The organism is Salinicola salarius, from assembly GCF_003206135.1.
In the GTDB taxonomy this organism is placed as follows: domain Bacteria; phylum Pseudomonadota; class Gammaproteobacteria; order Pseudomonadales; family Halomonadaceae; genus Salinicola; species Salinicola salarius.
Genome location: NZ_PZJT01000011.1, coordinates 43,475 through 68,631 on the forward strand (window position 1 = coordinate 43,475; position 25,157 = coordinate 68,631).

Annotated in this window: 18 protein-coding genes and 2 tRNA genes; 13 read left to right on the forward strand and 7 right to left on the reverse strand. The window is 60.5% G+C overall.

Annotated elements, in window-relative coordinates; all coding sequences use genetic code 11:
• The first annotated feature begins 83 nt into the window (after positions 1-83).
• Positions 84-1,106: a glycosyltransferase family 2 protein gene (locus DOM32_RS11760; RefSeq protein WP_244179903.1), complete on the forward strand. Its 1,023-nt coding sequence runs from the start codon at positions 84-86 to the stop codon at positions 1,104-1,106.
• On the forward strand, positions 1,103-1,495 hold the full coding sequence (locus DOM32_RS11765; protein WP_110634707.1) for a GtrA family protein: 393 nt from the start codon (positions 1,103-1,105) through the stop codon (positions 1,493-1,495). Before DOM32_RS11760 ends, DOM32_RS11765 begins: the two co-directional genes overlap by 4 nt.
• Positions 1,496-1,636: 141 nt before the next feature.
• Here DOM32_RS11765 and putP read toward each other — a convergent pair whose 3' ends face one another.
• From putP to DOM32_RS11790, 5 genes are all read right to left on the reverse strand, one after another.
• Entirely contained in the window at positions 1,637-3,127 is a 1,491-nt protein-coding gene (gene putP, locus DOM32_RS11770; protein ID WP_071233229.1) for a sodium/proline symporter PutP, read from the reverse strand.
• Positions 3,128-3,170: 43 nt separating this feature from the next.
• On the reverse strand, positions 3,171-6,362 hold the full coding sequence (gene putA / locus DOM32_RS11775; RefSeq protein WP_110634710.1) for a bifunctional proline dehydrogenase/L-glutamate gamma-semialdehyde dehydrogenase PutA: 3,192 nt from the start codon (positions 6,360-6,362) through the stop codon (positions 3,171-3,173).
• A gap of 189 nt (positions 6,363-6,551) precedes the next feature.
• The gene (locus DOM32_RS11780; RefSeq protein ID WP_110634713.1) at positions 6,552-7,328 is read right to left on the reverse strand and encodes an AraC family transcriptional regulator; all 777 of its coding nucleotides are present in this window, start codon (positions 7,326-7,328) and stop codon (positions 6,552-6,554) included.
• 24 nt (positions 7,329-7,352) lie between these two features.
• Positions 7,353-7,724, reverse strand: a complete 372-nt coding sequence (locus tag DOM32_RS11785; protein ID WP_071233226.1) for a hypothetical protein — start codon at positions 7,722-7,724, stop codon at positions 7,353-7,355.
• 81 nt (positions 7,725-7,805) lie between these two features.
• Positions 7,806-8,834, reverse strand: a complete 1,029-nt coding sequence (locus DOM32_RS11790) for a Bug family tripartite tricarboxylate transporter substrate binding protein (RefSeq protein ID WP_083387504.1) — start codon at positions 8,832-8,834, stop codon at positions 7,806-7,808.
• Between the two features lie 614 nt (positions 8,835-9,448).
• Here DOM32_RS11790 and DOM32_RS11795 point away from each other — a divergent pair.
• Positions 9,449-10,642 (forward strand): MFS transporter, encoded by a 1,194-nt coding sequence (locus DOM32_RS11795; RefSeq protein WP_071233225.1) that lies wholly within the window; start codon positions 9,449-9,451, stop codon positions 10,640-10,642.
• 177 nt (positions 10,643-10,819) lie between these two features.
• On the opposite strand, the gene DOM32_RS11800 is transcribed toward DOM32_RS11795, so the two are convergent.
• Positions 10,820-11,428, reverse strand: a complete 609-nt coding sequence (locus DOM32_RS11800) for a helix-turn-helix domain-containing protein (RefSeq protein ID WP_083387503.1) — start codon at positions 11,426-11,428, stop codon at positions 10,820-10,822.
• Between the two features lie 306 nt (positions 11,429-11,734).
• Here DOM32_RS11800 and gltX point away from each other — a divergent pair, with 306 nt between their 5' ends.
• From gltX to DOM32_RS11815, 3 genes are all read left to right on the forward strand, one after another.
• On the forward strand, positions 11,735-13,213 hold the full coding sequence (gene gltX / locus DOM32_RS11805) for a glutamate--tRNA ligase (RefSeq protein WP_110634716.1): 1,479 nt from the start codon (positions 11,735-11,737) through the stop codon (positions 13,211-13,213).
• Positions 13,214-13,314: 101 nt separating this feature from the next.
• Positions 13,315-13,390, forward strand: a tRNA-Ala gene (locus tag DOM32_RS11810).
• A gap of 28 nt (positions 13,391-13,418) precedes the next feature.
• A tRNA-Glu gene (locus tag DOM32_RS11815) sits at positions 13,419-13,494 on the forward strand.
• A gap of 390 nt (positions 13,495-13,884) precedes the next feature.
• Here DOM32_RS11815 and gltA read toward each other — a convergent pair.
• Positions 13,885-15,171, reverse strand: a complete 1,287-nt coding sequence (gltA, locus tag DOM32_RS11820) for a citrate synthase (RefSeq protein WP_110634719.1) — start codon at positions 15,169-15,171, stop codon at positions 13,885-13,887.
• A gap of 494 nt (positions 15,172-15,665) precedes the next feature.
• Between gltA and sdhC the strand changes: the two genes are divergently transcribed.
• From sdhC to lpdA, 7 genes are all read left to right on the forward strand, one after another.
• The gene (sdhC, locus tag DOM32_RS11825; RefSeq protein WP_075569934.1) at positions 15,666-16,043 is read left to right on the forward strand and encodes a succinate dehydrogenase, cytochrome b556 subunit; all 378 of its coding nucleotides are present in this window, start codon (positions 15,666-15,668) and stop codon (positions 16,041-16,043) included.
• Entirely contained in the window at positions 16,037-16,384 is a 348-nt protein-coding gene (sdhD, locus tag DOM32_RS11830; protein ID WP_071233220.1) for a succinate dehydrogenase, hydrophobic membrane anchor protein, read from the forward strand. The genes sdhC and sdhD overlap by 7 nt, the downstream gene beginning before the upstream one ends.
• A 3-nt stretch (positions 16,385-16,387) precedes the next feature.
• A complete protein-coding gene (sdhA, locus tag DOM32_RS11835) occupies positions 16,388-18,160 on the forward strand; it encodes a succinate dehydrogenase flavoprotein subunit (RefSeq protein ID WP_071233219.1) in 1,773 nt (590 codons plus the stop codon).
• Positions 18,161-18,174: 14 nt separating this feature from the next.
• Entirely contained in the window at positions 18,175-18,885 is a 711-nt protein-coding gene (locus DOM32_RS11840) for a succinate dehydrogenase iron-sulfur subunit (RefSeq protein ID WP_071233218.1), read from the forward strand.
• Positions 18,886-19,144: 259 nt separating this feature from the next.
• Positions 19,145-21,976 carry a 2-oxoglutarate dehydrogenase E1 component gene (locus DOM32_RS11845; protein WP_110634722.1) on the forward strand — a complete coding sequence of 944 codons (2,832 nt, stop codon included), beginning with the start codon at positions 19,145-19,147 and terminating at the stop codon, positions 21,974-21,976.
• 51 nt (positions 21,977-22,027) lie between these two features.
• Positions 22,028-23,614 carry a 2-oxoglutarate dehydrogenase complex dihydrolipoyllysine-residue succinyltransferase gene (gene odhB / locus DOM32_RS11850; protein ID WP_110634725.1) on the forward strand — a complete coding sequence of 529 codons (1,587 nt, stop codon included), beginning with the start codon at positions 22,028-22,030 and terminating at the stop codon, positions 23,612-23,614.
• 83 nt (positions 23,615-23,697) lie between these two features.
• Complete coding sequence (lpdA, locus tag DOM32_RS11855; RefSeq protein WP_087719534.1) at positions 23,698-25,149, forward strand: dihydrolipoyl dehydrogenase; 1,452 nt, start codon at positions 23,698-23,700, stop codon at positions 25,147-25,149.
• Positions 25,150-25,157: the final 8 nt, after the last annotated feature.

Below are 25,157 nucleotides of genomic sequence, written 5' to 3' on the forward strand. Positions count from 1 at the left end.
TACCGGCTAGGATTACCGTAGTAGCGAATGACTCAAGCTGCCAATACGAGATGAGGTGGCAGCACATCGCGCAAGGAGTGCTCGTGGAGCGTCGTCAGAGAGACTGGATGTTGTCGATCGTGGTGCCGGTAATGAACGAGGAAGCGGCCATCGCGCGTTTCCTGGAAGCCGTGGATCGCACGCTGGGCGATGCGGTGCCGCGACTGGAAATTCTGTTCGTCGACGACGGCTCCACCGATGCGACGCTTGTCACGTTGCGAGAGCGGGCAGCGCTGGATCCTCGCACTCGGGTGATATCGCTGACGCGCAATTTCGGCAAGGAAGCTGCCATGACCGCCGGTCTCGACCATGCGCGCGGTGATGCCGTGGTGCCGATGGATGTCGATCTGCAGGACCCGCCGGAGGTGATTCTGGAATTCATTCGTCTGTGGCGGGAGCATGGCTACGACATGGTCTACGGCATTCGGGGATCGCGGGATGAAGATACCCAGGCGAAACGGACCTCCGCCGGGCTTTTCTATCGCTTCTTCAACCGGCTGGCGGAGACGCCCATCCCCAGTAACGCGGGGGATTTCCGGCTGATGGATCGCCGTGTCGTCGAGGCGATCAAGCGATTGCCGGAGCGTAACCGGTTCATGAAAGGACTGTTCAACTGGCCCGGATACCGCTGCACCGGCGTCTATTACAACCGGCCGGCGAGAGAGAGCGGAGAGAGCAAGTTCAACTTCTGGAAACTCTGGAACTTCGCCATCGACGGCTTCGTCAGCTTCTCGACCTGGCCGCTGCGCATCTGGATGTATTTCGGTGCGGTCATCGCGGGGCTCGCGTTTCTCTACATTCTGCTTCTCGTGGGGCGTGTGATCGTGGTGGGTAGCGATGTCCCCGGCTATGCGTCCTTGATGACGGCGATCCTGTTCTTCGGTGGCATGCAGCTGCTGTCCGTCGGGATTCTGGGCGAATACGTGGGACGCCTGTTCATCGAGGCCAAGCAGCGGCCGCTCTACCTGATCGCCGAAGATAGCCTGGAGGGTAAGATTAGCCTGGAGGCCAAAGATAGCCTGGAGGCCAAAGCGGGTCTGGTCGATGAGGCCTCCCGCACCTCATGAAACGTCGACTCAAGCGCGAAGCCAAGACCGCCGCACGTTTCGGCCTGGTAGGCACGGTGGCGACGGCGGCCCATCTGTCGGTTGCGGCTGTCCTGAGCGCGCTATGGCCGACGCTGTCGGAATTTATCGTCAACCTGTGCGGGTTTCTGGTTGCCTTCCAGATCTCCCTCGTCGGCCATCGGCGGCTGACGTTCCGGCGCCGCGGACGGGCAAAACGATTTTTTACCCTGGCGGTGCTGGGATTCGTACTCAATAACGGGGTGCTGGCGGCGCTGCTGGCGTCCACCAGGATCGCGGGATTCTGGGCCATCGTCATTGCTACGTTGACTGTGCCGTTGATCACCTACGTCGGTTCGCGGCTGTGGGCGTTCCGCGAACACCATGTCTAGGGCTCGGATGGAAAGTCGCTGAGTATGCGGGACGTAGGCGAGCATGCTGGTCGTGCATCGGCGGAGCATGAAAAAGGGCTCCCGTAGGAGCCCTCTTCCGTAGGAGCCCTTGGAGGCCCCGAGTGCGTCATGCGCGCGTTGCTAACGCGAGATCTGCTTGTACTCCCCGGCATCGCTGGTCACGCTGCTCACCACCAGGATGGCAATGAAGGAGGCGATGAAGCCGGGAATGATCTCGTAGACGCCGGGACCGCCCATGAACTCGCCGTTCCAGCCTAGCGAAATCCAGATCATGACGGTGGCGGCACCCACCACCATGCCCGCGATGGCGCCGGCGCCGTTGGTGCGAGACCACATCAGCGAGAGGAGGATCAGCGGGCCGAATGCCGCACCAAAGCCGGCCCAGGCGTTGCTCACCAGCCCCAGCACCTGAGAGTCCGGGTCGGAGGCAATGACGGCGGCCACCAGACCAACCAGCACGACACTAATTCGGCCGACGGCCACGGTTTCCTTTTCCGTTGCTTCCTTGCGCAGGAACAGACGGTAGAAGTCCTCGGTCAGTGACGAAGAGGCCACCAGCAGCTGGCTGGAGATCGTGCTCATGATCGCCGCAAGCAGTGCCGCGTAGAGGAAACCGGTGATCAGCGGATGGAACAGCAGATTCGCCAGGATGATGAAGATCGTTTCCGGATCCTGGATCTCCAGACCGTTGCGGATCGCATAGGCACGGCCGAATATACCCAGAGAGATCGCCCCGACGAGAGAGATGAGCATCCAGCTCATGCCGATATTGCGGGCGACGGGTACATCCTTCAGCGATCGGATGGCCATGAAACGCACGATGATGTGCGGCTGCCCGAAATAACCCAGCCCCCAGGTCACCGCAGACAGCCAACCAATGAAGGTCAGGCCATCCGTCCACGATAGCAGCGTGGGATCGACTTCATTCAAGGTCTGCGAGGCCTGGGAAAAACCGCCGCCACCGTCACCGAAGATGACCACCGCCGGCATGATCACCAGCGCCAGCATCATGATGCAGCCCTGCACGAAGTCGGTCATGCTCACGGCCAGGAAGCCGCCGACGACCGTATACGCCAGTACCACGCCCAGCGTGATGATCACACCCGCCGCATAGTCGCTCAGGCTACCGATGTTGATGACGTCGGCAAAGGCGCTTTCGAACAGCTTGCCACCTGCCACCAGGCCGGACGCCGTGTAGACCGCGAAGAAGACGACGATGACGATAGCGGATACTGTTCGCAGCGACATCGCCCGGGTGGGAAACCGGTTTGCCAGGAAGGCCGGGATGGTGATTGCGTTGCCATAGTGAACCGTCTGTTCACGAAGGCGCGGTGCGACCAGGAGCCAGTTGAAGAATGCCCCCACGAACAGGCCGATACCGATCCAGGCCGAGCCCAGGCCGGAGACGAACATCGCCCCGGGCAACCCCAGCAGCAGCCAGCCGCTCATGTCCGAGGCGCCGGCCGACAGCGCCGCCACCTGCGGGCTGAGCGTCCGGCCGCCCAGCATGTAGTCTTCGGACGTGGAAGTGGATGTGCGCATGGCGTAGAGGCCGATGGCGATCATGAGCGCAAAGTAGGCAAAAAGGCTTATCCAGACACCAATAGCCATAAAAACGTCTCCTGTTTCTTAATTGTTAGGCCGGACGTGGCGATCACTCGTCTCCCATGGCAAGCAGTGAAGCGTTCCCACCCAGCGCGGCCGTATTGATGGTGCGCGTCTTTTCGGTGACGAAGCGTAACAGATAATGGGGGCCGCCCGCCTTGGGTCCGGTACCGGAGAATCCTTGCCCGCCGAACGGCTGTACGCCGACGACCGCGCCGATGATATCGCGGTTGACATAGACGTTGCCGACGCGGATGCGGCTGGCGACATGGTTGGTGAAGTTCTCGTTGCGACTATGAACGCCGAACGTCAGCCCATAGCCCTTGGCATTGATGGAGTCGATGACCGCTTCCAGTTGATCGGCGCGGTAGCGGGCGATGTGCAGCAGGGGGCCGAACTGTTCGGTTTCCATCGACTCGATGCCGTCGATATTGAATGCCATCGGCGCAACGAAGGTGCCGTTGCCGGTCTGGGCCGGATCGAGCTTCGCTTCGGCGATCAAGCGGCCTTCGGCCTTCATGGTCTCGACATGCTTGAGCAGACCCTGGCGGGCGTCTTCATCGATGACCGGGCCGACATCGGTGCCCAGGTCACGCGGGTCACCGATGCGCAATTCATCCATGGCCCCGCGCAGGATCTCGATCACACGGTCGGCGATATCTTCCTGGAGATAAAGAACGCGTAGCGCGGAACAGCGCTGCCCGGCACTCTGGAATGCGGAGTGGACGACATCGGCCACGACCTGCTCGGGCAGGGCGGTCGAATCGACGATCATTGCGTTCATGCCACCGGTCTCGGCGATCAGCGTGGGAAGCGCGGCATTTTCCCTGGCGGCCAGGGCCCGGTTGATGATCTGCGCGGTATCGGTCGACCCGGTGAAGACCACGCCGGTGATGCGCGGATCGCTACTCAGGACGCTACCCACGGTGGGGCCGTCGCCGGGCAGCAACTGCACCACGTCACGGGGCATGCCGGCCTCGTACAGCAATTCGATCACGCGGTTGGCGACCAGCGAGGTCTGCTCTGCAGGCTTGGCCAGTACGGTGTTGCCGGCCACCGCGGCGGCGACCAGTTGGCCGGTAAAGATGGCGACGGGGAAGTTCCAGGGGCTGATCGCGGCGAAGACCCCTTTGCCCTGCATCACCAGCTCGTTGGATTCGCCGGTCGGCCCTGGCAATACGGTCGGCTCGGCGAACAGTTCGCGTGCGCGCGCCGCGTAGTAGCGACAGAAATCCACCGCTTCGCGAATCTCGTCGACACCATCGGTGAGCAGTTTGCCGCCCTCGCGGGAGCAGAGCGTCATCAGTTCCGCGAGATGCGTCTCCATCAGGTCGGCATGACGTTCGAGGATGGCCGCACGCTCCTCGACTGGCGTTTCGCTCCAGCGGGGGAAGGCCTGCCAGGCGATACCGACGGCCTTTTCGGCCTGCTCGCGCGTCGCCCACTGCACACTGCCTACGGACTGACGGCGGTCATAGGGGCTGGTGACCCGCTGGCGTTGGGTTTCGTCGTCGGCGACATCGATTCCGAGCAGCGGCTTGACGTGATGCTCACGCTCCATGAACTTCGCCATGCGATCGATGAGCGGCTGATATTCGCTATTGATGTTCAAGTTGACGCCCCTGGAATTTTTGCGTGCAGGACCATAGATCTGGCGCGGCAACGGAATCTTGGTATTGGCGAAGGTCGGGTACTGCTTGAGCGTGGCGATCGGGTGAACGCAGAGCGATTCCACTGGAACGCGGGGGTCGACCAACTGGTGGACGAACGACGAGTTGGCGCCATTTTCCAGCAGGCGCCGGACCAGGTAGGGCAGTAGATCCTTGTGCGCTCCCACCGGGGCGTAGATGCGGCAGTAGGTGCCTTCGGGCGCCCGGGTCAGCGCGGCATCGTAGAGGGCTTCACCCATGCCGTGCAGGCGCTGGAATTCGAATGCGCGATCGGCATGGTTGGCCCGTTCGAGAATGTTGGTGATGGTGTGCGCGTTATGGGTCGCAAACTGGGGGAAAAGGCGGCCGCGAGTGTTCTCGGATAGCAGGAACTGGGCGCAGGCGAGATAGGCGACATCGGTACACGCCTTGCGGGTATAGACGGGATAACCATCGACGCCGAGCTTCTGCGATTCCTTGATCTCAGTGTCCCAGTATGCGCCCTTGACCAGACGCAGCGGGATCTCGTCGCCCTGTCGATCGGCCAGGCGATTAATGTAGTGAAGGACCGGCAATGCACGCTTGGAGTAGGCCTGAACCACCAAACCGAAATGACCCCAGCCACGGCAGACATCGCTTTCGAAGACAGCGCGGAAGACCTCGAGCGACAGTTCGAGGCGATCCACTTCCTCGGCATCGATGGTCAGCGCGACGTGACGCTCGCGAGCCAGTTCGACGAGCTGCTTGACCGTACCGACGAGCTCTTCGAGTACCTGGGTGCGGCGGCCGAACTCATAGCGCGGATGCAGCGCCGACAGCTTGATCGAGACGGACGGCGCCGGTGTCCTGGCGTCCAGCTTGAGGCTGGTCTTGCCCACCTCGAGAATCGCCGCGGCGTAATCGTCGAAATAGCGCTTGGCATCCTGACGGGTACGGGCGGCTTCGCCCAGCATGTCGTAGGAGTAGGTGTAGCCCTTGTTGAAGAGCGGCCGGGAGCGCTTGAGCGCTTCGTCGATCGTGCGGCCCAGCACGAACTGCTGCCCCATGATCTTCATCGCCTGATACATCGCACTGCGAATGACCGGCTCGCCCATGCGATTGACCATCTTGTTGATGAAGTTGGCCGGCTTGCCTTCTCGCGGCTTGTCCATCTGGATCACGTTGCCGGTCATCAGCAGGCCCCAGGTCGAGGCATTGACGAACCAGGATTCACTCTGGCCCAGATAACGCTTCCAGTCGGCGACCCCCAGTTTGTCCTCGATCAGCGCGTCGGCGGTGGCCTTGTCGGGAATGCGCAGCAACGCTTCGGCCAGGCACATCAGCAATACGCCTTCCTGCGTGTCGAGGCTGTACTGCTGAAGCAGCTCATCGATGGAGTCGACGGCGGTATCCATGGCCCGGACATCACGTACCAGTTGTGCCGTCTTGTCGCCGATACGTGCGAAATCGGCTTCACCCGCCCCCAGCAGCGTACACAGCTCGGTCAGATAGGCGTCTTCGTCGACGATGTAATGGTCGCTGATTCTGGCAAACAGCTCGTCGAGCGAAGTCTGCCAGGTGGCAGTGTCCAGCATTTGATCGGCTTTTAGCATTGTTGAAGCCCCCTATAGCAGTATGGACCACGGCAGTATGGACCACAGGAATCGGCGTTAGCCTCGGCGATCACTCCCGGCAAGCAGGCGGTGGCCGGTAATAATGGAAAGGCGTGGTGGCTGACTCTAGCGTGAAACGGGGGAAGGGTTCTTGCCAATTATCCGGGGAGATTTGCGAAAAAGCCCGGGTTATCCATTGGCAGAGGGGCGACGCAGTTGCATGGGGGAGTGGCCGTAGCGACGGCGAAAGGCATGGCTCAGAGCGCTCTGGCTGGCGAATCCGGTGCGTTCCGCGATGTCGGCCAGTGGCATATCGGTCAATGTCGTCAGCTCGCGAACCCGGGTCAGCCGCAACCGCATCACGAACTGATACGGTGTAATGCCTGTCTGTTCGCGAAAGCGTTCGGAGAAGTGCGCCTCGCTGAGGCAGGCGAGATTGGCCAGATCGGATACGCTCAGGCGCTGGTCCAGCCGTTCCAGCACGAACTGCTCGAGTCGTTGAATGTCCAGCGACCGGCTGGCTCGCCTGGTCAGCGGCGGAGAGCAGAGCGCTGCGCCGAGACGGGCATGCAGCGAACTCAGTAGCGTCGTGACCAGCAGATCCGCCGGCGCATGGCTGGCATGGGTCATCTCCTGAATCAGGAACTGGAGATAATGCTGCAGCGACTCGTCCAGCGAGAAGTAGCCCGGACGGTCGAACAGGCTTCTCAACTGGCGGTGCATGCCGGTCAGGGAAGTGGCGTCGTCCGGCAGATCGATGATCAACTGACGGTTGTCGCCAATTCCTTCGTAATAATGCTCGATATTGGCCGGCACCAGGCAACCGGAAAGCGGCGCCACGACACCGCCCTGGCCGGCAATCTCGAATTCCGCGTAGCCGGACAGCCCGATCACGATCTGGTGATAGTCGTGATGATGATGCTGAATGGCGTTGTCGAGCGGTGCCAGGCGAATCGTATCGGTCATGATGTCTGCCGCAAGAGAGCCGGATCAGGCACGATACTCGCCTCCCTGAAGCGCCTGGTGGGCGGCCAGATGATCGCGCAGCGCCACCAGCTCTTCACGTCCGCTGCGGGAAAACAGCGACCCGCCCTGGGCAGCTTGCCAGGGGCGCCCGTGGGTTTCCATCAGATGCTGGCTTCGCCGGCGCAGGTTTTCCAGATAGGCATCGTGGCGGATCGGATAGCCGATCAGGGTATGCCAGCGTGCTTCGCTGGCGCGGTTATCCAGCACTGCATCGAAGAGATCGAGCATATCCTGCGCCTGGGTGCGGTAGCGGGGCGTGCGAGACAGCATCAGCGCCGTCACGGTGGCCACACTGACCAGCAGACAGACGGCGAAAACCACGAGAAAGAGTGACATGGAGACGCTCCCGGTGCGCGACAACCGGCGCAGTTTACCACGCTGGTTGCCGCAGCCTCCAAACGAACGCAGACACGACCGTTAGCGGATCATGCCCAGCTCGCCGCCGATCTCCCGGATGTCGGTAATCTGTTGATCGACGAAGCGGTTCAGCTCGTCGCCCGACTTGTGGAACGGCAGCAGGCCATTCTGGGTCATGATCTGCTTCCATTGGGGAGAGGCGTAAAGATCGTTCAGCGTCTGCTTCCACCACGTGTAGCTCGCTTCGGATGCACCTGCGGGGGTATAGAATCCGCGCCAGTTGGGGGCGACCACATCGATGCCTTGCTCTCTTGCCGTAGGCATATCGCCCAGCTCGCCGGGCAAGCGGTCCTCGGCGAAGACCGCCAGAATGCGAAGATCGCCGCTGTCGACGAAACTCTTGGCTTCACTGAGGTCGCCGGTGAAGGCGTCGATGTGTCCGCCGAGCAACTGGCTGATTGCCACCGAGCCGGAATCGAAGGCCAGATACTTGATGTCGCGAATGGACTTGATACCGGCCTTGCGGGCTGCCATCAGTACCTTGATGTGATCGAAACCACCGGCAACGTCACCGCCGGAGAACGTCACGCTGCCGGCATCTGCCTTGAGATCGTCGAGAAGCTCGGGAAGCGAGTGGTAGGGCGAGTCGGCCGCCACGGCGATCACGCCGTAGTCGGCGCCAAGCGTCGCCACCCAGCGAACCTGATCGGCGTTGCCGTTAGGGTAATTGCCCAGCGCCAGTTGCGTGGTCGTAGCGGTCGACGCCGCCACGATCAGATCGTCATCGCTGGAACGTTTCGCCTGTACATGGCTAAAAGCCACGCCGCCGCTCGCGCCGGGAACGTTGAGCGTCTGCATGGCCGCCGGGATTAGCGAGAGCTCTTGGAGCGCTCTGGCTACCGAGCGACAGGTGAAGTCCCATCCCCCGCCCGGCTGGGCAGGCGCGATACAGTCGACCTTGCCTTGCGGAGCGGCGTGAACGGGAGCAGCGAGCATCACCGCCAGCAGGGGCAGCGTTCGGCACGCAAGCTTGAAGAAATTGGTTGGAGAAGCCGTGATTCTGGAAGCAGAGGGGGTGGGGGAGCGCATGAGTATGAGTCCGTACGGTGTCTTCAGCGAAATATCAATATCGTTATTCAGGTCGCGCTTGTTGTGGGGTTGTGGAGCGACCGCGAGACAGTAACGGATTGGGCAGGCATTCGCTATTGCCCTTTGGCGGGAGCTGGCTGGCGGCGAACGGCGAGACGGTAAAAGACGGGAGAAAAAAGCGAGCGGGGTGCGATCGTACCGACAAAAAATCGCCGCGCATGGCGCGGCGATAACGATCGTTACAGTAAGCTCGAGAAACCGCATAGCAACTGCTGTCGAATCTCTTGCCTAGTGAGAGCACCCACTGACGGAAAAGTTCCTCGGTGGCAGAAATTCAGGTTGAAAACAGAGGCGAGTTCATGATGGCGGCTTTCCAGGGCACGCTTTTGGCTTTTGCAACGAACCCTGTATGTCCGGCTCCCGTTCGACCGAGCGACTCCCGCGCCCGGTAGCTATCTTGTAGATTCACCCGCTCTGAAGAGGGTTTCATGATGTCGCGCCTTGTCGTTCAGTCAGCAGGAAACATCGAAAGATAACGCGTCAGCGGTTTCAAATCCGTGGCGAGGCGTGAATAATCGAGACCTTTTCGTCTTAGACCAAAGTAGGGGTGGTTTGTGGCTGACACATTCGAGACCGGCGCTGCGAAGCCGTCGCGGCGGTTTGCTCTGTTGATAGAGCTAGCGCTGGCCGTAGGTGGCTTTGCCATCGGGGTCGGCGAATTTACCATCATGGGGCTGATGCCCAACGTGGCCGAGGCGTTGCACATTTCGGAGCCGCAGGTCGGCAACGTCATCAGCGCCTATGCGCTGGGGGTGGTCGTTGGCGCGCCCTTGATCGCCGTCATGGGCTCGCATTTCTATCGGCGCCATCTCCTGCTGATGCTGATGGCGTTTTTTGCGCTGGGCAACATCGCCAGTGCTCTGGCGCCCAATTATCACACCCTGATGATCTTCCGCTTCATCTCGGGATTGCCGCACGGCGCCTATTTCGGCGTGGCGTCTCTGGTCGCGGCCTCGCTGGTTCCGACGCACAAGCGTGCGCAGGCGGTCAGCCGGGTCATGTCGGGCCTGACGATCGCCATGCTGGTAGGCAATCCCTTCGCCACCTGGTTGAGCCAGATGATGAGTTGGCGCCTTGCCTTCGCGATGGTCGGCGGCATCGCCATTCTCACGGTGGTGCTGGTGTTCATCTATCTGCCGTTGAATCGCCAGGAGAAGCGCAACAGCCCTGCTCAGGAACTGACGGCGCTCAAGCGCTCCCAAGTCTGGCTGACGCTGGGTGTCGGGGCGATCGGCTTCGCCGGCATGTTCTGCGTATTCAGCTATCTGGCACCGGTGCTGATCAACGTGACTCAGGTGTCGCCCTACTGGATACCGGTCGCTCAGGCGGCATTCGGTGCGGGCGCCATCATCGGCAATATCGTCGGCGGGAAGCTCTATGACCGGATGCAGCTCAAGGGCGTCGGCTGGCTGCTGGTCTGGTGCATTGCCATCCTGCTTCTGTTTCCGCTGGCGGCGCAGTCGCTCTGGTCGATACTGCTGATTTGCATAGCCATCGGCACCATGGTCTCACTGTCGCCGGCACTGCAGACACGCCTGATGGATGTGGCGGCAGACGCGCAAACGCTGGCGGCTGCGTCCAACCATGCGGCCTTCAATGTCGCGAATGCCCTGGGGCCATGGCTGGGCGGGGTGGCCATTGGTGCTGGTTTCGGATGGACCGTGACCGGCTATGTCGGCGCGGCTACTGCGGCGGGCGGGCTGGTCGTGTTCTTCTTTGCCTATCGCCAGCAACAGCGCCACGGCTGAACGAAGGCAATTGAACAGGATTGTCTGAAGAGGGCCGGGCCACGCGGTGATTCAGCGATCGCCGCGTGGCCGGATCGGCACTTGTCTACATTGCGAATTCCAGACTACAGATTTCAAACTCCGAATTTCAGTCAAGGAATTTCAGGCCTGAATTCCAGGGTACGGCTATCCAGGCTGCTACTGACGACACCAGCGGGCTCTGATATAGCCTACGATGCGAAAGGGGGGGTGGCGGACGCTTTCCACGGTCGCGCCTTGAAGCTGTTCACCGCTGACCCGCATTCTGCCGGAAGCGAGATGTTCCAGATACTGGATCTGCAACAGACCCTCGCGCTCCAGCAGATACAGTCCGTCCTGCTGGAACTTGTCGCAAGGCGCGATGGCGGCGAGGTCTCCTTCGAACAGAAAATCGAAAGACTCGTTCTCCGCGGGCGTTACCAGGTGACAGTCCTGGGTCAGCATCTGCAGCGTGGACATCTCTCCCGGTTCGTCCTCCCGCTGCTCCCAGGGTGCAGCAAGGTTCGCCTGCAGGCTGAGCACGGTCCCGCCTGACGTACGAGAGGCGGCCGCCATTGCGTTTAACGAGTCATCATCCAGCAGCTGTTTGATCGAGCAGCACAGCGCCGAGGTCAGCGCGACCAGGCGCTCATGGCCGATCTGCTTGATCGTGCCTGATTCCCAGTAGGAGATCGTGACGTCGGAGACGCCTACCCGTCTTGCGAGCGCGGCCTTGCTCATGCCGGCCTGAAGGCGTAGCTGTTTGATTCGTGGTCCTAACCCGTCCATCCATGAATCTCGCCTGCGTTATTGATGCAGTGAGGATATCCACTCACCGCCGAAGTATGTTTCGGGTTACGAACTTGTCGCCCGAAACCTTCTGGAAATTCTTATCGTGATTCATGTTTGCGGTCGTCTGCGCGTGCCGGGAGGACGGAAAGCCGGCACCTTGGAATTGCAGTCGATCAGTCCGATAGTAGTCCCTCGTCGGCATTGCCACCATCGAAAAGCGCCGAAGACGACGAGTCGAGCGCTGCAGCCCATCGCCTTGGGGGCGTATAATGTGGCGGCTCGTTCATCAACGGAATGGATTTCATGACGGTACGCACGCGTATTGCGCCTTCGCCCACCGGCGATCCGCACGTCGGCACGGCTTACATCGCTCTCTTCAATCTCTGCTTCGCTCGCCAGCATGGTGGGCAGTTCGTTCTGCGCATCGAGGATACCGACCGCCAGCGTTCTACGCCTGAGTCGGAACAGATGATTCTCGATTCTCTGCGCTGGCTGGGGCTGGACTGGGACGAAGGGCCGGATGTCGGTGGCCCTCACGGCCCCTATCGGCAAAGCGAGCGCGGTGATATCTACGCCGAGCATGCCCAACAGCTGCTGGAGCGCGGACACGCCTTCAAATGCTATCGCACCAGCGAAGAACTCGATGCCTTGCGCGATGAACGCAAGGCAGCGGGGCTCCATCTGGCGCTGAAGCCGCAGGATCTCGCGCTGGATCCGGAGGAACAGCGGCGGCGGGAGGCCGAGGGCTATCCCTATGTCATACGCATGAACGTGCCTTCCGAAGGCGTGTGCGAAGTCGACGACATGCTGCGCGGGCGGATCGAGGTCGATTGGGCTCAGGTAGATGCCCAGATTCTGATGAAATCGGACGGTATGCCGACCTACCATCTCGCCAATGTGGTCGACGATCACCTGATGGGAATCACTCACGTCCTCAGAGGCGAGGAGTGGATCAATTCGGCGCCCAAGCACAAGCTGCTTTACGAATATTTCGGCTGGTCCATGCCGCAGCTGTGTCATATGCCGCTGCTTCGCAATCCCGACAAGTCGAAGCTGTCCAAGCGCAAGAACCCTACCTCGATCAACTACTATCGGCGCATGGGATTCCTGCCGCAGGCCGTGACCAACTATCTGGGCCGGATGGGGTGGTCGATGCCGGACGAGCGCGAGAAATTCAGCCTCGACGACATGATGGCCCATTTCGACATACAGCGGGTCTCGCTGGGGGGGCCGGTATTCGATCTCGACAAGCTGACCTGGCTCAATGGTGTCTACATTCGAGAAGACCTCGATGACGCGGCGCTGTTGAAAGCGTTGCGCGACTGGGCGTTCAACGAGGCGTATATCGGCCAGATCCTGCCGCAGATCCGTCCGCGTATCTCGACGCTGTCGGATGCCATGCCGCTGGCCGGACATTTCTTCGCGGGGCTGCCCGACGTTCGCGAAGACAGCTTTGCCGATCTCGACCTCGAGCGCGATACCTTGGTGGCGCTGTTGCAGTTCCTGGTCTGGCGACTGGAAACCGTGACGCGCTGGGAAAAGGAGGAGCTGCTGGCCCAGGTCAAGCTTCTGGCCGAGCACTTCGAGTTGAAGATGAAAGCCTTTCTGGCCCCCGTGTTCATCGCGGTAACGGGCAGTGCCCATTCGACATCGGTACTCGATGCGATGGCGATTCTCGGCTCGGACATGACACGGGCCCGTCTCCGGCATGCTATCGAGGTGCTGGGTGGCGTTTCCAAGAAGCAGGCCAAGCGTCTGGAAAAGCAGTATCGGGAGCTATAGCGGGCCAGGACGCCGGCACGGATCGAACCGTTGAGTTTTTCTGGCAATAAAGCGTTGACTTATCAGTGGGATGACCGTATATTTCGCCCCGTTCTTGAGACGGGGCCTTAGCTCAGCTGGGAGAGCGCAACACTGGCAGTGTTGAGGTCAGCGGTTCGATCCCGCTAGGCTCCACCAAGGAACCGGCCGACAGGCTGTTTTCCGCGTCCCATTCGTCTAGTGGTCCAGGACACCGCCCTTTCACGGCGGTAACAGGGGTTCGAACCCCCTATGGGACGCCACTCTATTTCCTTCCTTCCTTCCATTTCTTCTTCGATACCGGATTTTCCAGGTATCTGCAGCTGTTGATAACCTCTCCAATTTTGCTGTCGAAGTGCTTGACATCGGCAAGCTTTTCCACTGTTCGTTCCTCGCTTGCTGGCGCCAATGCTAACTTGCTGAAAATACGTGGATGTAGATTTTTCTCATTAAAATCAGTAAGTTATATTTGATTAAAATTTAGTCAATCTGCTGCCAGGGCGCTTCTGAAGGCGGTTTCGTGACATTATCGAAGGGTTTTGAACAGGGTTATCCACAGGAAGTGTGGAAATCTTTTGTGCCGCTGGGCAGGCACAAAAAAGCCGCCGACAGAAGTCGGCGGCTTGCGTTCCGGCACTGGATCGGGTCAGGCGTTATTTCTTGGGGTAATCGCGCTTGTCATAGCCGGTATAGAGCTGGCGAGGCCGGCTGATACGATAGCCGTTGGTGATCATCTCGTTCCAGTGAGAGATCCAGCCGACGGTTCGTGCCATCGCGAAGATAACGGTGAACATGTTGGTCGGAATGCCGATGGCCTTGAGAATGATGCCGGAATAGAAGTCTACGTTGGGGTAGAGCTTGCGCTCGATGAAGTATTCGTCTTCCAGGGCGATCTGCTCCAGGCGCTTGGCGATCTGCAGTTGCGGGTCGTCGCCGATCCCCAGCTCGCCCAGCACCTCGTCGCAGGTCTCCTTCATCACTTTGGCGCGAGGGTCGAAGTTGCGGTAGACCCGATGACCGAAGCCCATCAGCTTGAACGGATCCTCCTTGTCCTTGGCCTTGTCGATGAAGCGCTGGATGTTTTCTTCGGAGTCGTCGCCGATCTCGTCCAGCATGGCCAGGACCGCCTCGTTGGCGCCGCCGTGCGCCGGCCCCCAGAGTGCAGCGATGCCGGCACTGATGCAGGCGAAAGGATTGGCGCCGGTGGAGCCTGCCAGGCGTACGGTGGAGGTCGAAGCGTTCTGCTCGTGATCGGCGTGCAGCATGAAGATACGATCCATCGCCTTGGCGATGACCGGATTGACCTCGTAGTTCTCGCACGGATTGCCGAACATCATGTACAGGAAGTTTTCCGAGTAATTGAGGTCATTACGCGGGTACATGAATGGCTGGCCGATATTGTACTTGTGGCACATCGCCGCCAGGGTCGGCATCTTGGCTATCAGGCGAATGGCACTGACGTGGCGCTGATCGGCCTGCGTGATGTCGAGATTATCGTGATAGAAAGCTGCCAACCCGCCGACGACGCCACAGAGGACGGCCATCGGATGCGCATCACGCCGGAAGCCCTTGTAGAAGTTGACGATCTGCTCGTGAACCATGGTATGGCGGGCAATCGTGCTTCTGAACGTCTCGTACTCTTCGGGAGAGGGCAGCTCGCCGAACATCAGCAGGTAGCAGAGCTCTACATAGTTGGAGCTTTCGGCCAGCTGTTCGATCGGGTAGCCACGATGGAGCAGCGTGCCGGCGGCACCATCGATGTAAGTGATGCCGGATTCGCACGAGGCAGTAGCAACGAAGCCAGGGTCGTAGGTAAACAGGCCTTCTGCGGTCAGGCCGCGGACATCGATGACGTCGGGGCCAATGGTACCGGGGTATACCGGTAGCTCAATGGCATTGTCGACACCATCGACCGATAATTTCGCTTTTCTGTCAGCCATCATGGCCTCCTTTATCGTGACATAAGCCTTTGTCTTTACTGCCGTGCGGGCGAAAAATAGTTCGCCCACTATAGATTTCCGCGGGGGATTGTCAATTCGCCTGGGTCGCCCTTGTGCCGTGGCTTCGGCGTTGTTGCCGAGTTGCAAGGTGGCGGAGGGGGCGGGCTTGTGCGAAGGGAGCTCGTTGTTCTGCCAATCTAGCCACTATCATACCAATTGAGAGGGGCAGGCTGACAGTAACGAAAGAATTTGAGCCAAATGTCGACAACCCGAAGGCCGTGCTGGCGCGGTTCTGGCGCATTTCTTCCGTCTTTGGACGCCGGAGCGATTTGTCATACGGTTGCCCAAACCCTATAATCTGCTACCGCACGATATGGCATCGTCAGCCGGTTTGGGCCGCATCGGAACTGCTTCCGCGACCGTGATCCTGCTTCTAAAAACCACCGCCCCTGAACGGGCACAACCCGTCAGGGTTAAGAGAGTGTTTAAGAGCCGTGAATAGCAAACGTCCAGTAAACCTCGACCTATCCACCATCCATTTTCCACTTCCCGCACTCACCTCCATCGCACATCGCATTACCGGCGTCATCTTGTTCGTCGGGCTGATCTTCGGCTTCTGGGCGCTGGATGCTTCGCTGTCCTCTCCCGAGGGGTTCGAATCAGTACGCGACGCGCTGGCGAATAACGTGTTGGCGAAACTGATCGCCTGGGGCCTGCTGTCGGCACTCGGCTTTCACTTCGTGGCGGGAATCAAGCACCTGCTCATGGACACCGGTTACGGTGTCGATCTTGAAGGTGGCAATCGCAAGGCGCAAATCACGGTCGTGATCAGTGCTGTCCTGGTGGTTCTGGCGGGAGTCTGGGTATGGTAACCAATATTACGAATCTCGGTCGCAGCGGGCTGTCGGACTGGCTCATTCAGCGCGTGTCCGCCGTCGTTCTGGCGCTTTACACGCTGTTCGTCGTGGCCTACCTGCTGTTCCATCCCAATCTGGACTACGCCACCTGGAGTGGCCTGTTCGCCCAGACCTGGATGCGTATCTTTTCCTTGCTGGCCTTCATTTCCATGGCCGCTCACGCTTGGGTCGGTCTGTGGACGGTTTCCACCGACTATCTCAAACACACCGGTGTTCGCTTCGGCTTCCAGGCCATCGTGATTCTCGCCATCTTCGTTTTTCTGGTGTGGGGCGTTCAAGTCCTCTGGGGAGCCTGATTCATGTCTACCATGCGTAACCTGACATTCGACGCCATCATCATCGGTGGTGGCGGTTCCGGCCTGCGAGCGGCGCTCGAGCTGGCCAAATCCGGCAAGAAGACTGCCGTGCTGTCCAAGGTCTTTCCGACCCGTTCGCACACGGTGTCCGCACAGGGCGGTATTACCTGTGCCATTGCCTCGGCCGATCCCAACGACGATTGGCGCTGGCACATGTACGACACCGTCAAGGGTGGCGACTACATCGCAGACCAGGACGCCGCGGAGTACCTGTGTTCCGAGGGCCCCAAGGCGGTCTTCGAACTCGAGCACATGGGGCTGCCGTTTTCACGCTTCGACAATGGTCGTATCTACCAGCGTCCTTTCGGTGGTCAGTCCAAGGACTTCGGCAAGGGTGGCCAGGCAGCGCGTACCTGCGCGGCTGCAGACCGTACCGGCCATGCGCTGCTGCACACGTTGTATCAGAACAATCTGAAAAACAACACCGTCTTCCTGGACGAGTGGTATGCCATCGATCTGGTGAAGAACGCCAACGGCGACGTGGTCGGTTGTATTGCGCTGTGCATCGAAACCGGCGAAGTCGTGCACGTCAAATCCAAGGCGACGGTTCTGGCGACCGGCGGGGCGGGGCGTATCTTCGCCTCCACCACCAACGCGCTGATCAACACCGGCGATGGCATCGGCATGGCACTGCGCGCTGGCTTCCCGATGCAGGACATGGAAATGTGGCAGTTCCACCCCACCGGTATCTACGGTGCGGGGACGTTGGTCACGGAAGGTTGCCGCGGTGAAGGTGGTTACCTGATCAACAAGGACGGCGAGCGCTTCATGGAGCGTTACGCGCCCAATGCCAAGGATCTCGCCGGACGTGACGTCGTGGCGCGCTCCATGGTCATGGAAGTGCTGGAAGGCCGTGGTTGCGGCGAGAATGGCGATCACGTCATGCTGAAGCTCGACCACCTGGGCGAAGAGGTGCTGATGAAGCGCCTGCCGGGGATCGTCGAACTCTCCAAGACCTTCGCGCACGTGGATCCGGTCAAGGAGCCGATTCCGGTCACGCCGACCTGCCACTACATGATGGGGGGTATTCCCACCAACGTGCATGGACAGGCCATCATGCAGGACGGCAATGGCAACGATCAGATCATCAATGGTCTGTTTGCCTGCGGTGAAGCTGCTTGCGTCTCGGTTCACGGCGCCAATCGCCTGGGCGGTAACTCGCTGCTCGATCTGGTGGTGTTCGGTCGTGCCGCCGGCATCTACATCGACAAGGCGCTCAGCGAAGGCATCGAGTATCTCGAGGCTTCCGCATCGGATGTCGAGCGTGCCACGAGCCGCCTGGCGCGCTGGAACGAGTCCAGTGGCGGCGAGTCGGTTTCCGAGCTCAAGGCCGAGCTGCAGAACACGATGCAGAACGCATTCGGTGTCTTCCGCCAGGAAGACAACATGCAGGAAGGCGTCAAGAAGCTGGCGGAGCTGCGCGAGCGTATCGGGCAGGCGCATCTGGGTGACAAGTCCGACGTCTTCAACACGGCGCGTGTCGAGGCGCTCGAGCTAGACAATCTACTGGAAGTGGCCGAAGCCACCGCCATCGCTGCGCTGGAGCGCAAGGAGAGCCGTGGGGCTCACTCTCGCTACGATTATCCGGATCGCGATGACGTCAACTGGCTCAAGCACTCGCTCTTCAATCCGGGCGAGAAGACCGTGACCAAGCGTGAAGTCAACTTCACGCCCAAGACGGTCGACACCTTCGAGCCGAAAGTCCGTACCTATTAAGAGGGTTGTCACCGATGTCCAGTCTTCAGGTTTCCGTTTATCGCTACAACCCTGAGACCGACTCCGCACCGTACATGCAGGAGTTCCAGATCGATACCCAGGGGCGCGATCTGATGGTTCTCAACATCCTGACCATGATCAAGGATCAGGATAGCTCGATGGCGTTTCGTCGCAGCTGCCGCGAGGGCGTTTGCGGCTCTGACGGGATGAACATGAATGGCACCAACGGCCTGGCGTGCATCACGCCGCTGTCGTCCGTGGTCAAGGACAACAAGCTGGTGCTGCGGCCGCTGCCTGGCCTGCCTGTCATGCGTGACCTGGTGGTCGACATGGGGCTGTTCTACAAGCAGTACGAGCGTATGCAGCCGTATCTGCAGAACGATACGGCAGCGCCGGCGATCGAGCGTCTGCAGTCCCCGGAAGAGCGTGACAAGCTGGACGGTCTGTACGAGTGCATTCTGTGTGCCTGCTGCTCGACCTCCTGCCCGTCGTTCTGGTGGAACCCGGACAAGTTCGTCGGCCCGGCCGGTCTCTTGCAGGCCTACCGTTTCCTGGCGGACTCTCGCGACAACGCGACGCAGGCCCGCCTGGCCGAACTGGAAGATCCGTTCAGCCTGTTCCGGTGTCGCGGCATCATGAACTGTGTCGCGGTTTGTCCCAAGGGGCTGAATCCGACTCGGGCGATCGGAAAAATCCGTGAAATGCTGCTGTCCAACGCGACTTGATGGTCAGGGGCGGCATCTACGACTTAAATCGTAGCGCTTGGCTTGTTATCATGTCGCCACGCTATTGGCTGCGACGCGTTGTCGCAGCCGATTTAGCTCAAGATATTGGCCGGTGCCTCGCGCACCGGCTTTTAACGATCATGACGACGCCTTGAATTGGCATGGTCGTTGGCCGTCTCGCGACGGTTCCGGAGTGACGCCGAGGCGCGCAGCTGCGACCGGCGCCGACAACACCCCATCAGTGTAGGGTGAACGAGAGATGCAAGAAGGCATAATGGAGTTGATGTGGCGCACTTCCCATATGAGCGGCGGCAACGCCCACTATGTGGAAGCGCTCTACGAGCAGTATCTGAATGACCCCGCGACTGTCCCCGATGAATGGCGCCAAGCGTTTGATCAGTTGCCGCGCCTGGAAGGCACTCCCTCCCAAGACGTTCCTCTCAGCCCCATTCGGGAACAGTTCTACCAGCTGGCGCGCGAGCGTCGTCCCACCGTATCGGCTGCCACCGGCAGCAGCGAAAACCGTAAGCAGGTCAAGGTTCTTCAACTGATCAATGCCTATCGGTTCCGTGGCCATCAGCGTGCCAATATCGATCCGCTCGGTTTGCGCAAGCCCGATACGGTCCCCGACCTCGATTTCTCTTTCCATGACCTGACCCAGGCCGACATGAACACCGAGTTCCAGACCGGTTCGTTCTTCCTGGGCAAGGAAGAGGCGCCGCTCAAGGAGATCGTCGAGGCGCTGGAGCAGACCTACTGCCGCTCGATCGGCTGTGAGTTCATGCACATCGTCAACACCGAAGAGAAGCGTTGGCTGCAGCAGCGCTTCGAGTCGGTGCGTTCCAAGCCGAAGTACAGCCAGAGCGAACGGGAGCATCTGCTCGAGCGCCTGACCGCCGCCGAAGGGCTGGAAAGCTATCTTGCTTCCAAGTATCCCGGCACCAAGCGTTTCGGCCTGGAGGGTGGCGAATCCTTCATTCCGATGATGGACGAGGTAATCCAGCGCAGCGGCAACTACGGCGTCAAGGAAGTGGTGATCGGCATGGCCCACCGCGGCCGTCTCAACCTGCTGGTCAATATCCTTGGCAAGAGCCCGTCGGAACTGATCGACGAGTTCGACGGCAAGAAGCAGATCGAGCAAGGGTCGGGCGACGTCAAATATCACCAGGGCTTCAGCTCCAACGTGATGACGCCCGGAGGCGAGGTCCACCTGGCGCTGGCGTTCAACCCGTCGCATCTGGAAATCGTTTCGCCGGTGGTAGAAGGGTCCGTTCGCGCTCGTCAGGATCGCCGCCAGGACGTCGAAGGCAAGCAGGTCTTGCCGGTCGTGGTGCATGGCGATGCCGCCTTCGCCGGTCAGGGCGTGGTGATGGAAACCTTCCAGATGTCGCAGACCCGCGGTTACAAGACCGGCGGCACGCTGCACATCGTGATCAACAATCAGGTCGGTTTCACGACGTCGCGCGCCGATGACGCGCGTTCCACCGAGTATTGCACCGATATCGCCAAGATGGTTCAGGCGCCGATCTTCCACGTCAATGGTGACGATCCGGAAGCGGTGTTGCATGCGACCCGGGTCGCCGTCGACTATCGCAAGGAGTTCCAGCGCGATGTCGTCATCGATCTGGTCTGCTACCGTCGCCGGGGACACAACGAGGCCGACGAACCTTCCGGTACGCAGCCGCTGATGTACGCCAAGATCAAGTCGCACAAGTCGACGCGTACCCTGTACGTGGAACAGCTGATCAAGGAAGGCGTGCTGACCGAGGATCAGGCCAAGCAGATGGGCGAGCAGTATCGCGACGACCTGATGGCCGGCAATCACGTTGCCAATGCCCTGGTCAAGCAGCCCAATACGGGCTTGTTCGTCGACTGGACGCCGTATCTCGGCCACGAGTGGAGCGGCGACACCGATACCAGCTGTGATCTCGAACATCTGACGCAACTGGCGCAGAAGATGAGCGAGATTCCCAACGGGATCGACGTGCAGCGGCAGGTGGCGCGAGTCTATGAAGAGCGGCGCAAGATGCTGGCCGGCAACCAGCCGCTCAACTGGGGCTTTGCCGAAACGCTGGCTTACGCCACCCTGGTCGATGCCGGTCATCCGGTCCGCCTGACCGGGCAGGATACCGGCCGCGGGACGTTCTCCCACCGTCATGCCGTGGTGCATAACCAGGCCGACGCCTCGACTTATGTTCCGCTTCAGCACATCAAGGACGATCAGCCCTCGTTTGCCATCTATGACTCCTTCCTTTCGGAAGAGGCCGTGCTGGCGTTCGAATACGGCTATGCGACGACTGCGCCCAACTCGTTGATCATCTGGGAAGCCCAGTTCGGTGACTTCTTCAACGGTGCGCAGGTCGTGGTCGACCAGTTCATCTCCTCGGGCGAGTCGAAATGGGCGCGTCTGTGCGGACTGACGCTGTTGTTGCCGCATGGATACGAAGGCCAGGGCCCTGAGCATTCCTCGGCGCGTCTGGAGCGTTTCCTGCAGCTGTGCGCCGAGCACAACATGCAGGTCTGCGTACCGACCACGCCGGCCCAGATCTTCCACTTGCTGCGCCGCCAGGTAATCCGTCCGCTGCGCAAGCCGCTGGTGGTGTTGTCGCCGAAGAGCCTGCTGCGCCACAAGGACGCGACTTCGACCATGGAAGAGCTGGCCGAAGGCCGTTTCCAGATGGTCATCCCCGACGTTGGCGAACGGGATCCCCAGCAGGTCAAGCGAGCCGTCCTCTGCTCGGGCAAGGTCTACTACGATCTGGCGACCTATCGTTCTGAAAACGAGCGTGACAACACGGCAATTATCCGTGTCGAGCAGCTCTACCCGTTCCCCAAGGACGAGCTGCTGGAAGCGCTCAGGACCTATCCGAATTTGGAGCAGGTCGTCTGGTGTCAGGAAGAGCCGCTCAACCAGGGCGCCTGGTATCAGAGCCAGCATCATCTGCGCCTGGTGGCGAGCATGGTGCGCGAAGGGTTGGATCACAGCCTCAAGTTTGCTGGTCGTCCGGCATCCGCCGCGCCAGCCGCAGGCTATATGTCTGTCCACGTGGCACAACAGAGCCAACTGGTCGACGACGCTTTCAACGCGTAAGGCGCCTTGCCGCTGAGACAGGCGCGAGAGAAAAGAGACTAAGGATACGACATGGCTACTGATATCAAAGCGCCGAGTTTTCCCGAATCCGTTGCCGAGGGAACGGTCGCCACTTGGCACAAGAAAGTGGGCGATAGCGTCGAGCGCGATGAGTTGATCGTCGAGATCGAAACCGACAAGGTCGTCCTCGAAGTGGTGGCGCCGGAAGCGGGCACGCTCTCCGAGATCAAGATCGAGGAAGGCGATACCTGCGAGTCCGAGCAGGTGCTGGGCGTTCTCGGTGCTGCCTCTGAAGGTGGCAAGAGCGAGGCCAGGAGCGAAGAAAAATCAGGCGGTGAGCAGAAGTCGGGTGGTGAAGAGAAGGCGGCTGCCAAGCCCGCTGCCGCCGGCAAGAGCTTTGACGTCAAGGCGCCGAGCTTCCCGGAATCCGTGCAGGAAGGCACCGTCGCCAGCTGGAACAAGAAGGTCGGCGAAGCGGTCAAGCGTGACGAGGTGCTGGCCGAAATCGAGACCGACAAGGTCGTGCTGGAAGTGGTCGCCCCCGCCGACGGCGCGCTTTCCGAGATCAAGGTTCAGGAAGGCGAAGTCGTCGAGTCCGAAGCCCTGCTGGCAACCTTCTCCGAAGGCGCAGGTGGTGAAGGCGCCGGTAGTGGAAAAGAGAGCGGTGCTTCCGCCGAATCCGCCGGTGACCAGGACGAGGCGACTGCCGCCGACGGTGAAGAGGATGCCAAGGTCGACGGCAAGATTCTGGCACCGGCGGCACGCAAACTCGCCGCGGAAAACGATCTCGACGTGAGCAAGATCGAAGGCACCGGCAAAGGCGGTCGCGTTCTGAAGGAAGACGTTCAGAAGGCGATCAAGGACGGTTCGGCGAAGAAGTCCGCCAAGCCGGCCGCCGCGGCACCCAAGGCTGCTGCCGCCCCGGCGGTCGAGGGCGAGCGTCCCGAGCAGCGCGTGCCGATGAGCCGCCTGCGTCAGACCATCGCCAAGCGCCTGGTGCAGGCTCAGCAGACCGCCGCCATGCTGACCACCTACAACGAGGTGGACATGAGTGCGGTCATGGCGCTGCGCAGCCAGTACAAGGACACCTTCCTCAAGGCGCACGACGTCAAGCTCGGTTTCATGGGCTTCTTCGTCAAGGCAGCGACCGAAGCGCTCAAGCGCTTCCCGGACGTCAACGCCTCCATCGATGGTACCGACATCGTCTACCACGGTTATCAGGATATCGGCGTTGCCGTTTCCACGCCGCGTGGTCTGGTCGTGCCGGTGCTGCGTGATACCGACAGCATGAAGCTGGCCGACGTCGAGAAGGCGATCGGCGACTTCGGCAAGCGGGGTCGTGAGGGCAAGCTCGGCATCGAGGACATGCAGGGCGGCACCTTCACTATCACCAACGGCGGTATCTTCGGCTCGCTGATGTCCACCCCGATCCTGAATCCGCCGCAGACCGCGATCCTGGGCATGCACAAGATCCAGGAGCGTCCGATGGCGGTGAATGGCAAGGTCGAGATTCGCCCGATGATGTACCTCGCCGTTTCCTACGATCACCGCATGATCGATGGCAAGGATGCGGTCCAGTTCCTGGTGGCGATCAAGTCGCTGCTGGAAGATCCGGCGCGCCTGCTGCTGGACATCTGAGCGTATTCGATCTCTAAACACCGGACTTTCGATTCGCCGGGTTCGCCCGGCGAATGGCAAACGAAGCGAACAGGAAATATCTCATGGCCGATAAATTCGATGTGATCGTCATTGGCGCGGGCCCTGGAGGCTACGTCGCCGCGATCCACGCCGCTCAGCTGGGTCTCAAGACGGCCTGCGTCGAGAAGTGGGTCAACAAGGAAGGCAAGACGGTCCACGGTGGTACCTGTTTGAACGTGGGTTGTATCCCCTCCAAGGCGTTGCTGGAGACCTCGCACAAGTTCGTCGAGACTCGGGACCATTACGCCGAGATCGGCATCAACGTCGGTGACATTTCTACCGACGTGAAGAAGATGCTGGAGTTCAAGAACAGCGTCATCGCCAAGAATACCGGCGGTATCAGCATGCTGTTCAAATCGAACGGCGTCACCGCGCTGGAAGGCACCGGCAAGCTGCTCGACGGCAAGAAGGTCGAGGTGACCGGTCACGACGGCAAGACCGAAACCTACGAGGCCGAGAATGTCATCATCGCCTCCGGTTCGGTGCCGGTTAACATTCCGCCGGCACCGATGACCGACGATGTCATCGTCGACTCAGCCGGTGCGCTGGAGTTCACCGAAGCACCCAAGCGTCTGGGTGTCATCGGCGCCGGTGTCATCGGCCTCGAACTGGGCAGCGTGTGGAATCGCCTGGGTAGTGAAGTCACCGTGCTCGAAGCGCTGGATACGTTCCTGCCGATGGTCGACCAGGCGATCGCCAAGGATGCCCAGAAGCTGTTCAAGAAGCAGGGTCTGGACATCAAGATGGGCGCGCGGGTGACCGGCTCCGAGATCAAGGGCAAGGGCAAGTCTCGCGAAGTCGTGGTCAAGTACACCGACAGCGAAGGCGAGCAGGAGCAGACCTTCGACAAGCTGATCGTCTGTGTCGGGCGCAAGCCTTACACCGAAAATCTGCTCGATGACGCTGCCGGTATCAAGCTCGACGAGCGTGGCTTCATCTTCGTCGATGACCAGTGCCGTACCAACGTCTCCGGCGTCTACGCCATTGGCGACGTGGTCCGTGGTCCGATGCTGGCCCACAAGGCATCCGAAGAGGGCGTCATGGTGGCGGACATCATCGCCGGGCAGAAGCCGGAGATGAATTACGATGCCATCCCCAGCGTCATCTACACTGCCCCGGAAGTGGCATGGGTGGGTATCAACGAGCAGCAGGCCAAGGAGCAGGGCATCGAGGTCAAGACCGGTGCCTTCCCGTTCTCGGCCAGTGGTCGCGCGCTCGCCAACAACGCGCCGGAAGGCATGGTCAAGGTAATCGCCGATGCCGAAACCGACCGCGTTCTCGGTGTCCACATCCTGGGTCAGCACGCTGGCGAGTTGATCGCCCAGGGCGTGATCGCCATGGAATTCGGCTCCAGCGCCGAAGATCTGGCGCTGACCTGCTTCGCGCACCCGACCCTGTCGGAAGCCGTGCACGAGGCGGCGCTGGCCGTCGATGGACACGCCATTCACATGGCCAACCGCAAGAAGCGCAAGTAAGTCTTTCC

Bases quoted from the DNA above. Each gene is read 5' to 3' on its own strand.
- sdhA (WP_071233219.1), top strand. From the start codon at position 16,388: ATGTCTACCATGCGTAACCTGACATTCGACGCCATCATCATCGGTGGT.
- DOM32_RS11785 (WP_071233226.1), bottom strand. From the start codon at position 7,724: ATGTCACTCTTTCTCGTGGTTTTCGCCGTCTGTCTGCTGGTCAGTGTG.
- DOM32_RS11790 (WP_083387504.1), bottom strand. From the start codon at position 8,834: ATGCGCTCCCCCACCCCCTCTGCTTCCAGAATCACGGCTTCTCCAACC.
- DOM32_RS11845 (WP_110634722.1), top strand. From the start codon at position 19,145: ATGCAAGAAGGCATAATGGAGTTGATGTGGCGCACTTCCCATATGAGC.
- DOM32_RS11840 (WP_071233218.1), top strand. From the start codon at position 18,175: ATGTCCAGTCTTCAGGTTTCCGTTTATCGCTACAACCCTGAGACCGAC.
- odhB (WP_110634725.1), top strand. From the start codon at position 22,028: ATGGCTACTGATATCAAAGCGCCGAGTTTTCCCGAATCCGTTGCCGAG.
- DOM32_RS11765 (WP_110634707.1), top strand. From the start codon at position 1,103: ATGAAACGTCGACTCAAGCGCGAAGCCAAGACCGCCGCACGTTTCGGC.
- putA (WP_110634710.1), bottom strand. From the start codon at position 6,362: ATGCTAAAAGCCGATCAAATGCTGGACACTGCCACCTGGCAGACTTCG.
- sdhD (WP_071233220.1), top strand. From the start codon at position 16,037: ATGGTAACCAATATTACGAATCTCGGTCGCAGCGGGCTGTCGGACTGG.
- lpdA (WP_087719534.1), top strand. From the start codon at position 23,698: ATGGCCGATAAATTCGATGTGATCGTCATTGGCGCGGGCCCTGGAGGC.
- gltA (WP_110634719.1), bottom strand. From the start codon at position 15,171: ATGGCTGACAGAAAAGCGAAATTATCGGTCGATGGTGTCGACAATGCC.
- gltX (WP_110634716.1), top strand. From the start codon at position 11,735: ATGACGGTACGCACGCGTATTGCGCCTTCGCCCACCGGCGATCCGCAC.
- DOM32_RS11780 (WP_110634713.1), bottom strand. From the start codon at position 7,328: ATGACCGATACGATTCGCCTGGCACCGCTCGACAACGCCATTCAGCAT.
- putP (WP_071233229.1), bottom strand. From the start codon at position 3,127: ATGGCTATTGGTGTCTGGATAAGCCTTTTTGCCTACTTTGCGCTCATG.
- DOM32_RS11800 (WP_083387503.1), bottom strand. From the start codon at position 11,428: ATGGACGGGTTAGGACCACGAATCAAACAGCTACGCCTTCAGGCCGGC.